The 13,320-nt window shown below is 66.6% G+C and carries 13 protein-coding genes; 4 read left to right on the top strand and 9 right to left on the bottom strand.

The features are described from left to right. Window positions 1–70: 70 nt before the first annotated feature. Window positions 71–1,195: a molecular chaperone DnaJ gene (gene dnaJ, locus ABIC16_RS07610; RefSeq protein ID WP_354290626.1), complete on the bottom strand. Its 1,125-nt coding sequence runs from the start codon at window positions 1,193–1,195 to the stop codon at window positions 71–73. Between the two features lie 121 nt (window positions 1,196–1,316). Further along, window positions 1,317–3,218 (bottom strand): molecular chaperone DnaK, encoded by a 1,902-nt coding sequence (gene dnaK, locus ABIC16_RS07605; RefSeq protein WP_354290625.1) that lies wholly within the window; start codon window positions 3,216–3,218, stop codon window positions 1,317–1,319. Between the two features lie 162 nt (window positions 3,219–3,380). Here dnaK and ABIC16_RS07600 point away from each other — a divergent pair, with 162 nt between their 5' ends. Together ABIC16_RS07600 and ABIC16_RS07595 are read left to right on the top strand one after the other, a co-directional pair. Further along, complete coding sequence (locus ABIC16_RS07600) at window positions 3,381–3,827, top strand: copper chaperone PCu(A)C (RefSeq protein ID WP_277969650.1); 447 nt, start codon at window positions 3,381–3,383, stop codon at window positions 3,825–3,827. Between the two features lie 9 nt (window positions 3,828–3,836). Next, entirely contained in the window at window positions 3,837–4,304 is a 468-nt protein-coding gene (locus ABIC16_RS07595) for a vgr related protein (RefSeq protein ID WP_354290624.1), read from the top strand. A gap of 74 nt (window positions 4,305–4,378) precedes the next feature. On the opposite strand, the gene ABIC16_RS07590 is transcribed toward ABIC16_RS07595, so the two are convergent. From ABIC16_RS07590 to glmU, 3 genes are all read right to left on the bottom strand, one after another. Continuing rightward, window positions 4,379–5,287: an ROK family protein gene (locus ABIC16_RS07590; RefSeq protein ID WP_354290623.1), complete on the bottom strand. Its 909-nt coding sequence runs from the start codon at window positions 5,285–5,287 to the stop codon at window positions 4,379–4,381. Next, a complete protein-coding gene (glmS, locus tag ABIC16_RS07585) occupies window positions 5,284–7,107 on the bottom strand; it encodes a glutamine--fructose-6-phosphate transaminase (isomerizing) (RefSeq protein ID WP_354290622.1) in 1,824 nt (607 codons plus the stop codon). Before glmS ends, ABIC16_RS07590 begins: the two co-directional genes overlap by 4 nt. A 71-nt stretch (window positions 7,108–7,178) precedes the next feature. Continuing rightward, window positions 7,179–8,528, bottom strand: a complete 1,350-nt coding sequence (gene glmU, locus ABIC16_RS07580; RefSeq protein ID WP_354290621.1) for a bifunctional UDP-N-acetylglucosamine diphosphorylase/glucosamine-1-phosphate N-acetyltransferase GlmU — start codon at window positions 8,526–8,528, stop codon at window positions 7,179–7,181. A 62-nt stretch (window positions 8,529–8,590) separates the two neighbouring features. Between glmU and ABIC16_RS07575 the strand changes: the two genes are divergently transcribed. Next, window positions 8,591–9,265, top strand: a complete 675-nt coding sequence (locus tag ABIC16_RS07575) for an HAD family hydrolase (RefSeq protein WP_354290620.1) — start codon at window positions 8,591–8,593, stop codon at window positions 9,263–9,265. Here the strand turns inward: ABIC16_RS07575 and ABIC16_RS07570 are convergent. The 4 genes from ABIC16_RS07570 to ABIC16_RS07555 are packed head-to-tail and all read right to left on the bottom strand — an operon-like array spanning window position 9,257 to window position 11,812. Continuing rightward, on the bottom strand, window positions 9,257–10,267 hold the full coding sequence (locus ABIC16_RS07570; protein WP_354290619.1) for a nucleotidyltransferase domain-containing protein: 1,011 nt from the start codon (window positions 10,265–10,267) through the stop codon (window positions 9,257–9,259). The genes ABIC16_RS07575 and ABIC16_RS07570 overlap by 9 nt on opposite strands. After that, a complete protein-coding gene (locus ABIC16_RS07565; protein WP_354290618.1) occupies window positions 10,252–11,148 on the bottom strand; it encodes an HprK-related kinase A in 897 nt (298 codons plus the stop codon). The genes ABIC16_RS07570 and ABIC16_RS07565 overlap by 16 nt, the downstream gene beginning before the upstream one ends. Further along, a complete protein-coding gene (locus ABIC16_RS07560) occupies window positions 11,115–11,411 on the bottom strand; it encodes an HPr-rel-A system PqqD family peptide chaperone (protein ID WP_277969658.1) in 297 nt (98 codons plus the stop codon). The genes ABIC16_RS07565 and ABIC16_RS07560 overlap by 34 nt, the downstream gene beginning before the upstream one ends. Window positions 11,412–11,419: 8 nt before the next feature. Further along, window positions 11,420–11,812, bottom strand: a complete 393-nt coding sequence (locus ABIC16_RS07555) for a hypothetical protein (protein WP_277969659.1) — start codon at window positions 11,810–11,812, stop codon at window positions 11,420–11,422. 156 nt (window positions 11,813–11,968) lie between these two features. On the opposite strand from ABIC16_RS07555, the gene ABIC16_RS07550 reads away from it, so the two are divergent. Further along, window positions 11,969–13,237, top strand: coding sequence for an ATP-binding protein (locus ABIC16_RS07550; protein ID WP_354290617.1), 1,269 nt, complete (start codon window positions 11,969–11,971; stop codon window positions 13,235–13,237). The last annotated feature ends 83 nt before the right edge of the window (window positions 13,238–13,320 follow it).

Below are 13,320 nucleotides of genomic sequence, written 5' to 3'. Positions count from 1 at the left end.
CTCGCCGGCAAACCAGGAAGAGGTGGCGCCATATCGCACCACCCCGCGCTCCCCGGATCGTCGCCCCAACCTACACCCAGGCGCTCTTCACCTTCTTGAAGAACCCGCTCGTCTGCGGGCACTCCTTGCCCGTTTCCGTCGCACGGAACTCCTCGAGCAACTCGCGCTGACGCGCAGTCAGGCTGGTCGGCGTCTCGACCTCGACGCGGATCACCAGATCGCCGCGCCCACGCCCCTGCAGCACGGGCATGCCCGCGCCCCGCTGGCGCAACTCACGTCCACTCTGGGTCCCGGCCGGGATCTTGATCGCATGGCGCACGCCATCCGGCCCCGGAATCGTGACCTCACCCCCGAGCGCCGCCGTCGTAAAGCTGATCGGCGTGCGTGCGAACAGCGTCGTCCCCTCGCGCTCGAACAGCGGATGCCGCGCGACGTGCAGGAAAATATACAGATCGCCCGCCGGCGCACCGCGCAGGCCCGCCTCGCCCTCGCCGGTCAAGCGCACGCGCGTGCCCTCATCGACGCCCGCCGGAATATTGACGGTGCGTGTCTTGGTCTGGTCGATCCGACCCTCGCCGTGGCACGCGCCGCACGGATCCGCGATCATCTGCCCCGCGCCGTGGCACGTCGGGCAGGTCCGCTCGACGACGAAGAAACCCTGCTGCGCGCGAACCTTGCCGTGGCCGTGGCAGGTCGTGCAGGTCTTGGCCGAGGTGCCGCGCGTCGCGCCGCTGCCGTCGCACACGTCACACGCTGCCGACACATCGATCGTGATGTCGGTCGCCTTGCCATGGAACGCCTCTTCCAGCGTGATTTCCATGTCGTAGCGCAAGTCGGCGCCACGCCGCGGTCCGCGCGTGGCGCCGCCACCGCGCTGACCACCCATGAACTCGCCGAAGATATTCTCGAAGATATCGGAGAACCCGCCGAAGTCCTGCGCGCCGCCACCTGCACCGCCGCCGCCCTGGCGGAACGCGTCATGTCCAAAACGGTCATAGGCCGCGCGCTTCTGCGGATCTTTCAGGCAGTCGTACGCCTCGCTGATCGCCTTGAAACGGGCCTCGGACTCGTTGCAACCGGGGTTGCGATCCGGGTGATATTTCATCGCCAGCTTGCGATAGGACGTCTTGATCGTCCCGTCGTCGGCGGTGCGCTCGCATTCGAGCAGTTCGTAGAAATCGACTTCGGTGCTCATGTCAGGCCCTCAAACCGGGAGCGGACGGGCGTCCGACAGGAAGCGGCCTCGCGCCGTTCCGCCGAACGCCGTGCCGTCTCGCACGGTGCCCCCGCCCGATCGCGGGCGGGGGCGTTCGTACTTACGCCTTGGTGTCGTCGACTTCGGAGAATTCCGCGTCGACCACGTCGTCCTTCGGTGCCGCCGCACCGTCGGCGGCGGGCGAAGCATCGGCCTGCGCCTGCTTCTCGTAGATCGCCTGACCAAGCTTCATCGCAACCTGACCGAGGGCTTCGGCCTTGGCCTTCATCGCCTCGGGATCGCCACTTTCGACCGCGGTCTTGGCTTCGGCGATCGCCGCTTCGATCTCGCCCTTGAGCGACGCGTCGACCTTGTCGGCATTGTCGGCAAGCTGGCGCTCGGTTGTGTGGATCAGGCTCTCGGCGTTGTTCTTCGCCTCGGCCGATGCACGGCGCTTCTTGTCGTCCTCGGCGAACTGCTCGGCGTCGCGAACCATCTGCTCGATGTCGCGATCCGACAGGCCACCCGATGCCTGGATGCGGATCTGCTGCTCCTTGCCGGTGCCCTTGTCCTTCGCCGACACGTTGACGAGGCCGTTGGCATCGATGTCGAACGTAACCTCGATCTGCGGCACGCCGCGCGGTGCGGGCGGGATGCCGACCAGGTCGAACTGGCCGAGGATCTTGTTGTCCGCCGCCATTTCGCGCTCACCCTGGAAGACGCGGATGGTGACCGCACCCTGGTTGTCGTCCGCGGTCGAATAGGTCTGCGACTTCTTGGTTGGGATCGTCGTGTTGCGATCGATCATCCGGGTGAACACGCCACCCAGCGTCTCGATACCGAGCGACAGCGGCGTCACGTCGAGCAACAGCACGTCCTTGACGTCGCCCTGCAGCACGCCCGCCTGGATCGCAGCACCCATCGCCACGACCTCATCCGGGTTGACGCCCGAATGCGGCTCCTTGCCAAAGAAGTCCTTCACGACCTGACGGACCTTGGGCATGCGCGTCATGCCGCCGACGAGGACGACTTCGCTGATGTCGGCCGACTTTACGCCCGCATCCGCCATCGCCTTCTTGCACGGCTCGAGCGTACGCTGGATCAGGTCCTCGACCAGACGCTCGAGATCCGAACGCGTGATCGCCTTGACGAGATGCTTAGGACCCGTCGCGTCCGCGGTGATGAACGGCAGGTTGACTTCGGTCGTGGCTGCCGACGACAGCTCGATCTTCGCCTTCTCGGCTGCTTCCTTCAGACGCTGGAGCGCCAGCTTGTCCTTGGTGAGGTCGATCCCCTCGGCCTTCTTGAAGTCTTCCGACAGGAAGTTGAGCAACTTGTTGTCGAAATCTTCGCCGCCGAGGAAGGTATCGCCGTTGGTTGCCTTCACTTCGAACACGCCGTCGCCGATCTCGAGGATCGAGATGTCGAAGGTACCGCCGCCGAGGTCATAGACCGCGATCGTCTTGTTGGTGTCCTTGTCGAGACCATACGCGAGCGCCGCTGCGGTCGGCTCGTTGATGATGCGGAGGACTTCGAGACCGGCGATCTGCCCGGCGTCCTTGGTCGCCTGGCGCTGCGCGTCGTTGAAGTAGGCCGGCACGGTGATGACCGCCTGCGTGACCGTTTCGCCGAGATAGGCTTCCGCGGTTTCCTTCATCTTCTGCAGCGTGAACGCAGAGATCTGCGACGGCGAATATTCCTTGCCGCCGGCACCGACCCATGCGTCGCCGTTATTGCCGCGCACGATGTTGTACGGGACCAGCTCGGTGTCCTTCTTGGTGATCGGGTCGTCGAAACGACGGCCGATCAGGCGCTTCACCGCGAAGATCGTGTTTTCCGGGTTGGTCACTGCCTGGCGCTTGGCCGGCTGGCCGACCAGTCGCTCGCCATCCTTGGCGAACGCGACGATCGACGGCGTAGTGCGCGCGCCTTCTGCGTTTTCAATAACCTTCGGCTTGCCGCCTTCCATCACGGATACGCAGCTGTTGGTCGTGCCGAGATCAATTCCGATTACTTTTGCCATTGGTCCTCTTGGGCCCCCGTCAGTCAAAAAATGGACGTTCAGCCATGCCCTCGAAATGAGCGGCACAGCCCGTTACTCCAGCGATATAGGGGGGCTTTCGCTTGTCGCAAGATTTCCGCACGCCTAGAGACGCAGTTCGGTTCCCAATGCGGGAGATTAGATTTGAACTGGCGGATTTTTACGGTTTTCCCGTTGGCTGGGCTGGCGGCGTGCCACGAACCGCCGACTCTGTCGGTCGATCACGGCTATGTCCGCCTGGGCACGATGCCGAGCCGACCCTCGGCCGGGTACTTCACGATCCATGGCGGGCCGACCGAAACGACGCTGATCGCGGTCAACAGCCCGGTCGCGGTAAAGAGCGAACTGCATGAATCGATGACCGCGGGCGGCATGGCGACGATGAAGCCGCTCGGCGACCTGAAGATCCCTGCGCTGTCGACGACCGAGTTCAAACCCGGCGGCAAGCACCTGATGCTGTTCGACATGAACCCCGGGATCAAGCCGGGCCGACCGATCACGCTGACGTTCACCTTCTCGGACGGTCGCCGGATCGACTCGCTCGTACCCACGATCGCGCCGGGCGCTCCCGCGCCAACGTTCAAGGACTGACACGGCACCATGGCGCGCGCACCGAAGCGGACGCTGACCAACGGCGAGATTACGCTTGCGCAAAGCGTGTTCGGAGACGCGATCGATTATGAAAAGGTCCGCCTGACCCAACGCAAATGGGCCTTCTTTCAACCGCGCGAAACGGTGATGGCGCCGACCGGGTGCATCTGCTTCCATCCCAAGGGGTCCCTGTATCACGACGATTTTTCGTGCGGGAATCTCGATGCGCAGGGCCTGCTGATCCACGAGCTGACGCATATCTGGCAGACCCAGCGCGGCATATTCCTTCCGCTCGTCCGCCATCCGTTCTGCCGCTACGATTATGCGATCAGACCGGGACTGCCGCTCAAACGATACGGGATCGAGCAGCAGGCGGAGATCGTCCGGCATACCTTCGTCCTGCGCCGGGGCGGGTTCATCAGAGGCGCCTTGCCGCTGGATACGTACGAAAGCATCCTGCCGTTCCGACCCGTGTAGGACGGTCGTACCCTATCGCCGTCGCGGCTACCCGAGCCCGCGCACGACCCCGTGCCGCCGCCGAGCAAACCGCGCTAAAAAGTTTTAAAGGTTGAACCTTTGCTCAGCGCACGAACCCCGAGCTCGATCGCGCCAAGCGGCCCCGCCATGCCGCCGAGCTCGGCGGGAACGACGAAGGCGTCGATCGGCAGGAGGCCGCGCGCGTTGCCATAGCCCGCAAGGCTATCGACCAGCCGCTCGCGGATCAGCCCGAACAGATGCGGCACGCCGACCATCACCCCCCCGCCCATCACGATCCGCCGCGGGATCCCGGTCAGCACGAGGGTATGGCAAAGCTGCGCCAGCGCGTGCGCGACGCCGTCCCACGTCGGATCACCGATCGCAATGTCCTGCGCGGGCGTGCCGGTCCGCGCGCGGATCGCGGTGCCCGACGCGAGACCCTCGAGACAGTCGCCGTGGAACGGGCAGGATCCGCCCCAGCTATCCCCCGCAAGCCGGACCGGACGGATATGCCCGAGTTCCGAATGGGTCAGCCCCGCCACCGGATTCCCGCCGAGCACCAGCCCGATACCCAGCCCGGTTCCAACCGTGACATACGCATGATCGGCCACCGTCCTGGACGCACCCCAGCGCCCTTCGCCGAGCGCCGCGCCGGCAACATCGCTGTCGAACCCCGTCGGCACGCCTGCGACGCGCGCGAGGCGTTGCCCCACGTCGGTGTCCGACCAGTTCGGCTTCGGCGTCGCGGTGATGAAACCGTGTTTCGGGTCGGCCGGATCGAGCGAAACAGGCCCGAAGCTCGCGATCCCCAACGCTTCGAACCCCGACCAGCGCGCGAGCACCGCCTCGACTGCGCCGAGCGTCTCCTCCGGGGTCGTCGTCGGGATCGTTACCGTGTCGCGAACATCGTCCGGCCCGCTTGCAAGCACGCAGATAACCTTGGTCCCGCCGAGCTCGATCCCGGCCACGAGGGGCGTGCTCATTCGACCGTCACCGACTTGGCGAGATTGCGTGGTTGATCCACATCCGTCCCCTTGATGACCGCGACGTGATAGGCGAGCAACTGCACCGGCACCGCATAGACCAGCGGCGCGATCAGCGGGTGAACCTTCGGCATGGTGATCGTCGCGAGGCAGCCGTCGCCTGCGGCCTGGATACCGTCGTAATCCGAGATCAGCACGACCTTGCCGCCGCGCGCCTGGACTTCCTGCATGTTGCTGACGGTCTTGTCGAACAGCGGGCCGGACGGCGCGATGACGATGACCGGGACGTTCTCGTCGATCAGCGCGATCGGGCCGTGCTTCATCTCGCCCGCGGCATAACCTTCCGCGTGGATGTAGCTGATTTCCTTGAGCTTTAACGCACCTTCCAGCGCGAGCGGATAATCCGTCCCGCGCCCCAGATACAGCACGTCGCGCGCGACCGCGACATGGTGCGCCATCGCCTCGATCGCCTCGTCATACGCCAGCGCGCCGTTGAGCGCGGCCGGGGCTTCGGCGAGATGCTTGACGATCATCCGCTCCTCGGCCGGCGAAAGCTTGCCCTTGGCACGGGCGAGATTGGCGGCAAGCGCAGCAAGCACCGCAAGCTGGCACGTGAACGCCTTGGTCGACGCGACACCAATTTCGGGACCGGCGTGGGTCGGGAGCAGCAGGTCGGCTTCGCGCGCCATCGAGCTGGTCGGCACGTTGACGACGACCGCGATCGTCTGCCCTTCGGACTTCGCATGGCGGAGCGCGGCGAGCGTATCCGCGGTCTCGCCCGACTGGCTGATGAACAGTGCGAGACCGCCCTCCTCCATCACCGGCGCGCGGTAGCGGAATTCGGACGCGACATCGAGGTCGACCGGCACGCGCGCGAACTGTTCGAACCAGTATTTGGCGACCATGCCCGCATAGAAGCTGGTCCCGCACGCGACGATCGTGACGCGCTTGATCGTCGACAGGTCGAACTCGGGGATCGGGAGCGTGACACGCTCCTCCATCCGCTGGAGATACGAGCGCAGCGTCTGCGCGACGACGATCGGCTGCTCGTAAATCTCCTTGAGCATGTAATGCTTGTGGTTGCCCTTGGAGACGAGATCGCCGGTCACCCCCGAGATCGTGATCGCGCGTTCGACCGGCGTGTTGTCGCGGTCATAGACCTGCGCACCGTCGCGCGTCAGCACGACCCAGTCGCCCTCGTCGAGATACGCGATCCGCTGCGTCAGCGGCGCGAGCGCGAGCGCGTCCGAGCCAAGGTACATCTCGCCCTCGCCGTGCCCGACGACCAGCGGCGAGCCGAGCCGCGCGCCGATCAGCAGATCGGGATGCTGGCGGAACAGGATCGCGAGCGCGAACGCGCCATGCAGTCGCGGCAAAATCTCGCGCACCGCCTCGATCGGACCGAGCCCGGCCTCGACCTTTTCGCTGATCAGATGCGCGACGACTTCGGTGTCGGTCTCGCTCGTAAACGTCCGGCCGCGCGCTATCAGCTCATCGCGGAGCGGCTTGAAGTTCTCGATGATGCCGTTGTGGACCACCGCGACTTCGCCGGTCGCGTGCGGGTGCGCATTGTTGGTGGTCGGCCCGCCGTGCGTCGCCCAGCGCGTGTGCGCGATCCCGGTCTTGCCCGGCAGCGGATGCGCCGCCAGCTCGTTCGCCAGGTTGATCAGCTTACCCGAAGCGCGGCGCCGTTCGATTGCCCCGTCGAAATCGGTCGCGATACCGGCCGAGTCATACCCGCGATATTCGAGCCGCTTGAGCCCGTCGAGCAGACGATCGGCGACGTCTTGCGTGCTCAGGATACCAACGATGCCACACATGCGCTTGTCTCGAGACTAGAGGATATGAAGGATGCGAAAAATAGATGCGTGAACTAGAGAGGCCGTGGGCGTCACTTGCCAGCCTTCTTGGCCCGCATCGCCGTCCGGAACCGCGTTGCCCAGCCAACCCGCGACTCCTGCTTCGCGCGCGCAACGGCCAGAGCCTCGGGCGCAACGTCGGCGGTGATGACCGAGCCCGCACCGACGATCGCGCCGTCCCCGATCGAAACCGGGGCGACCAGTGCGCTGTTCGACCCGATGAACGCACCCGCGCCAATCACGGTACGGCTTTTGAAGAAGCCGTCGTAATTGCAGGTGATCGTCCCCGCGCCAATGTTCGCGCCGGGCCCGATGTCGGCATCGCCGAGATAGGTCAGGTGGTTCGCCTTGGCACCCCTGCCGAGCGTCGCCTGCTTCATTTCGACGAAATTGCCGACGTGCGCATCCTCGCCGACGACCGCACCGGGGCGGAGCCGCGCATACGGACCGATCGCGGCACCGGTACCGATCGTCGCGCCCTCGATATGGCTGAACCCGCGGAGCTTCACCCCGTCGCCGACCGTGACCCCCGGGCCAAAGAAGACGTGCGGTTCGATCACGACATCCCGCCCGATCTGCGTGTCATGCGCGAACCAGACGGTTTCGGGGGCGATCAGTGTCGCGCCATCCGCCATCGCGCGCGTGCGCCGCTGCACCTGCCAGTCCGCCTCGACCGCGGCGAGCTCGGCGCGGCTGTTGACCCCGGCCACTTCGTTCGCGCTCGTTTCGATCACCGCGGACTTTCGCCCGTCGCTTGCCGCCAGCATGACGATGTCGGGCAGATAATATTCCCCCGCCGCATTGTCGTTCCCGACGCGCGCAAGCAACGCGAACAGATCGACGCTGCGCACCGCCATCAACCCCGAATTGCACAGGTCGACCGCGCGTTCCGCATCGGTCGCGTCCTTATACTCGACCATCTTCTCGATCACGCCACCGTGCGCGACAATGCGGCCATACGCCCCGGCGTTCTCGGGCCGGAACCCCAGCACGACGGTGGCCGGCGCGTCGGCTTCGTTCAGCCGGTCGAGCATCGCGCGCATCGTCGCGGTCGAAACCAGCGGAACGTCGCCGTACAGGATCAGGACATCGCCAGCGAACCCGGCCAGCGCGTGTTCGGCCTGCGCCACCGCGTGCCCCGTGCCCAGCTGCTCCGCCTGAAGCGCGGTCGCGATGCCGAGCGGCGCGACCGCCGCCTCGACCTGTTCGCGTCCCGCCCCGGTGACGACGACGGTATGCGTCGGGTTCAATGCCGAAACGCTGTCGATCAAGTGCAACAGCATCGCTCGCCCGGCGATCGGATGGAGCACCTTGTGCAGGTCGCTTTTCATGCGGGTACCCTTGCCAGCGGCAAGGACGATAGCGGCAACAGAACGGTCCATGGGGCAAAGTCCTGCCACGACAATCTTGCCAATACCATAGCAAGCCTGCCACGCAGTACGGCATGACGACAAAATCCTTCGAGATCGTGGGCTTCGACCTGGATGGCACGCTGGTCGACAGCAGCGGCGACCTGACCGCCGCAGTCAACGACACCCTGGCGGCGGCAGGGCGCGCACCGCTGACCGTCGCGCAGGTCAAGACGATGGTCGGCGGCGGCGCGAAACACATGCTCAAACAGGGGCTGGAGGCGACCGGCGGGATCGACGAGGACGCGTTCCGCCCGCTCTATAAGCGAATGCTCGCCTATTACGGCGATCATTTGTCGGTGCACACCCGCCCATTCCCCGGCGCCGTCGCAGCGCTCGATGCGCTGGCGGAGCGCGGCGTGCGCGTGGCCGTCTGCACCAACAAGTTCGAATCCTTCGCGACCCGACTGCTCACCGATCTGGGACTGATCGATCGGTTCGCCTGTATCGTCGGCGGCGATACGCTCGGTCCGGGCCTGTCCAAGCCCGATCGCGCGCCGATCGACGAGATGATCCGTCGCGCCGGCGGTGGTCGCACCGCCTTCGTCGGGGATTCGATCTACGACATCATGGCGGCCCGCAACGCCGGCATCCCCGGAATCGCGGTGAGCTTCGGGTTCCTGCTCGAACCCATCGAGCAAATGGGGGCAGATGCGGTGATCGATTCGTTCGACGACCTCATCCCGACGCTGGACCGCCTGTCAGCCTGACGAAGGCCCCGCCCCGCCCCCACGCCACTTGGTCCACAAATGCCGCGCGAGCAGCCCGGGGGGCATCCGCAGCCAGTGCGACCGGATATAGAACGCCATCCGCGTGACCGGTCGGGTGGCGCGTCCCCATCCATCCCGCGCGGTCAGCCGGAACAGGTAGATCCGATCGATCCCGCCGACCGAACCCTCTTTGCCGTACAGCGCCGTCGCCAGCCGCACGGCGCGCGCGACTTCCCGCTCCAGCCCGTGATGGCGTGCCCGCTCTTCCAGCCCGTCGGTCCCGCATTCCTCGATCAGGCAGTGGACGTCCCACAGGTTGCGCATCCCCCCGGCCAGATCGCCATCGGCAAACAGATGCGCGGCGGCGTGAACCAGCATGTCGAGCGGCGACAGCGCGAACATGCCGGGCGCGATCTCGACCGCGTCGGCCAGCAGCGCGACAGGATCCGGCGTGATTCGCGCGGTCGGCGGCAGAATCGTGTGGTGCACGTCGATCATCCGGTCGCGATCGCGGTGGATCAGCGGGGGGAGCTCGTGCATCCAGGTACGATAATAAGCGTCGTCATACGGGTCGGGTTTGACCCACTCCCACCCGGCATCCAGCAGAGCCGCCTCGACCCGCGCGAGCGCGTTCTTCGGCACGAGGATGTCGAGGTCCCCGATCGAACGCCCCAGCCCCGCGCGCAACCCGGCGACCGCGAACGCCGTGCCTTTCAACAGGATCAGCCGTTCGCCGACATGCGACAGCACCCGCCGGGCCACTTCGGCTTCCCACGTCGCGGCAATCTGCCCCTGCGCGGCGGACGTGCGCGCGTCGTCCAGGATCCGCGCGACCTGTGCCGGGACGGCGACCCCCTGCAACCGCGCGGCCAGCGTGCCGATCATCTGTTCCGCACGCGCGATGGCGATCAGACCCGTCCATCCGGCAGCCTCCAGATCGGCGGCGCGCGCCGGGGTCCGCATCACCGACGCGAGCAACCAGCCGTCTACAGCGCGGCCCATGCGGCCTCCACCTGGTCGATCGCGGTGTCGGTATCGGGGTAATCGATCGCGAACGCCGGCAGCGTGGTGACCATCCTGGTCAGCGTATCGAAGCCCCGCTCACCCAGCGCGACATAATTGGTCGATGCCTGCGTCAGCCGCACGAACACTTCGCTCGGCAGGACGGCGCGGGTCGCGCGGGCGTAGCCGAAGCTGGGGAACAGAATCGCGGCGGGCCGCGCGGGGCAGTCCATCTTCGCGACCGCCGTCGTGTCGGGAATCAGATGCCGGATCGTCCCCTTGGGCGTATGCTCGAGCAGCGGCCCCAGCCGCCGTTCGGGAACTTCGGCGGCGATCGTCGCGACGCCCGCGTTCTTCAGGCTGACCGCGCGGGGAAAGGCGTGGACGAGGCCGGTGCGGGGGTCGATCAACGCGAATTCGTCCGCCATCAGGCGCCATCCGCGCAGCGACAACAGCGCGGCGAGCGTCGACTTGCCCGCGCCGGACGCACCGGTGAGGATCATCGCCTGCCCTTCGCGCTCGACCACCGCCGCGTGCAGCAGCAGGTAATGCCGCTGGCCCAGCGCCATTTGCAGGTTCATCCCCATCTCGGCGGCGAGCAACCCCTGCGCGAGTGGCAGCGGCGCGGCTTCGGGCAGGACATAGTCCCCGCCGATCATCACCGCCGGCCGGACGAACCGCCGCCACGGCCGGGCCGCGAACAGCCGCACCGAAAAGTCGGCGATCCCGCCATGCGGCGCGGGATACGCCGCGTAGACGCGCTCCAACGCGGCGATCGGCCCGCGCCAGTCCGAGCCGATGCGAAACCCGACCGGCCCGACCCGCACCGAAAAGACATGCCGCACGCTCAAAGCCCCGGTTCGCAGGACACCAGCCCGCATGCGACCAGCTCGTCGAGCCGCGCCTCCAGCGCCGCCGCATCGGCATCCTCGAGCGTATAGAGCGCGCCCAACCGCGCCATCAGCGACGGCAACGTCTGTCCGGCTTCGCCCAGCGCGGCGAGGATTTCGGGCGCGGGTGCGGCGAGCAGGTGCGTGATCCCCGACGCCCGATGATAGACTGCGGAGAAACTATCGAGATGGACGATGCTCAGCGTCTCGGGACGCGCCATGCGGTACGTCAGCCGCGGATCGTCCCCATCCATGCGGTCCCTCAGCCGCGCGGCATTTGCAACGACGCAAAGCAGGTAAAGCCGCTCGTCCCCGATTGTAGCCGCCGGATGTAGTTGACGTAGGCCCGGCTCTGGCTCGAATTCGTCCCGGGCAACTGCCCACCGGCAAGCGCGGTGCGCACGTCCTCGCCCTTGAACGGTCGTCCGGGCGGGGCAAACGCGCCCTGCGTGCCGGCGGGAACGGTGCTGCCGTCGGCGGCGATATAGCTGCCGGCGCGCCCCGCATCCGGTACCGGGATTTCACAGGTCGAGATGGACGCGGTCGTCGCGGCAAGCGCCGGACGGATCGATACGACCGCAGCCGCCGAAACCGCGCCGAGCATCAGCGCGCGGCGACGCGGTGCCATAGGAGCATCGGGCAGATCATCGTTCATCGTCGTCAGCCCTTCCACATCCGGGATTCGCTGGCAAGCGCGGGGCGCCCCCCGGATCGCGCTTGGCGTCTCTTCCCGGCACACCGCAGTCTCGCCAGGCGAACGCGTGCACCGTGGTTGCTTCCGCCCGCTGCGAACACTCGCTAAGGCACGCGGATGCTGCATGGTTTCGGGTCTCGCACAGTTACCGCCATCGGGCTCGTCATCGTTGCGGCGATTGCGGTGTTCCTCCTGGAATGGAATCTGCAGGCCGCGATCATCTCGCTCGTCGGCGGTGTCGCGGCGGCGCTGGTCGCGACCGGGACGGGCGACCAGCCGATCGAGCTCCCCCGCGAACCCGAGGTCGTGCCCGCCCCCCCCACCCCCGATCTTCAGGAAGTGATCGAATCGGTGCTGGGACCGGTGTTGATCATTGCCGACGGGCTCGTCTCCCACGCCAATGCCGCTGCGCTCGGGTTGCTCGGCCATCACATCGTCGGGGAGGATGTCCGCGTCGCGATCCGGCACCCCGGTGCCGCCGAACGGCTCGCAGGGCCGCTGGCCACCACGCCGCAGGAACCGGTCAACCTCGTCGGGCTTGGCGCGCGTGACCAGCATTGGGAAATGCACGTCAGCGGCACCACGAACGGACAGCGGATCGTCCATCTGATCGATCGTACCGGCAGCCATGCTGCGGAGCGGATGCGCGTCGATTTCGTCGCCAACGCCAGCCACGAACTGCGCACTCCGCTAGCGTCGATCCTCGGCTATATCGAGACGCTCGGCGACGACAAGGCGGGCGAGGACGCGCAGGTGCGCGGGCGGTTCCTGAAGATCATGTTCGACGAAGCACGACGGATGCAGCGGTTGATCGAGGATCTCATCTCGCTCAGCCGGATCGAGTCCGAAAAATATCGCTTGCCCGATCGCGCGGTCGATCTGGCCGAACTGATCGGCGAAGTCCGCTCCGAACTGCTCGACGCGCAGGACAAACGCAGCCGGGACATCGTCGCCGATCTCGACCTCGGCGTCGCGCCCGTCGCCGGGGACCGCGCGCAACTCAGCCAGATCCTCCACAATCTGATCGGCAATGCGATGAAATACGGTCGCACCGGCACCCCGGTGACGATCAAGCTGTGGAGCGACCCGCTCGGAATGGTGCGGATCAGCGTCGTCGACGAAGGCGACGGCATCGCGCCCGAACATCTCCCACGGCTCACCGAGCGCTTCTACCGGGTCGATCCCGGCCGCAGCCGCGCCGCCGGCGGCACCGGGCTGGGGCTCGCGATCGTCAAGCACATCGTCGAACGCCACCGGGGCCGGTTCGACGTCGCCAGCACCGTCGGGGTCGGCACGACCGTCACCCTGATGCTGCCGCCCCACCAGAAAACCACCGCCGCCATCGCCGCAGCGACGCATTCCGACGCCCCTGTCATCAAACGGTAACGCGAACGTCACAGAGGCAGCCTGAGACGATGGTAGTCGGCTCCAGGCGTCTTTTCTTTCGCCTAGCGATTCGACGGCCACAG

It is taken from the genome of Sphingomonas sp. PvP055 (assembly GCF_040546365.1).
Taxonomy (GTDB): Bacteria; Pseudomonadota; Alphaproteobacteria; order Sphingomonadales; family Sphingomonadaceae; genus Sphingomonas; species Sphingomonas echinoides_A.
Note: the sequence above shows the minus strand (reverse complement) of the source record. Positions and strands in the feature narration are given on the sequence as shown.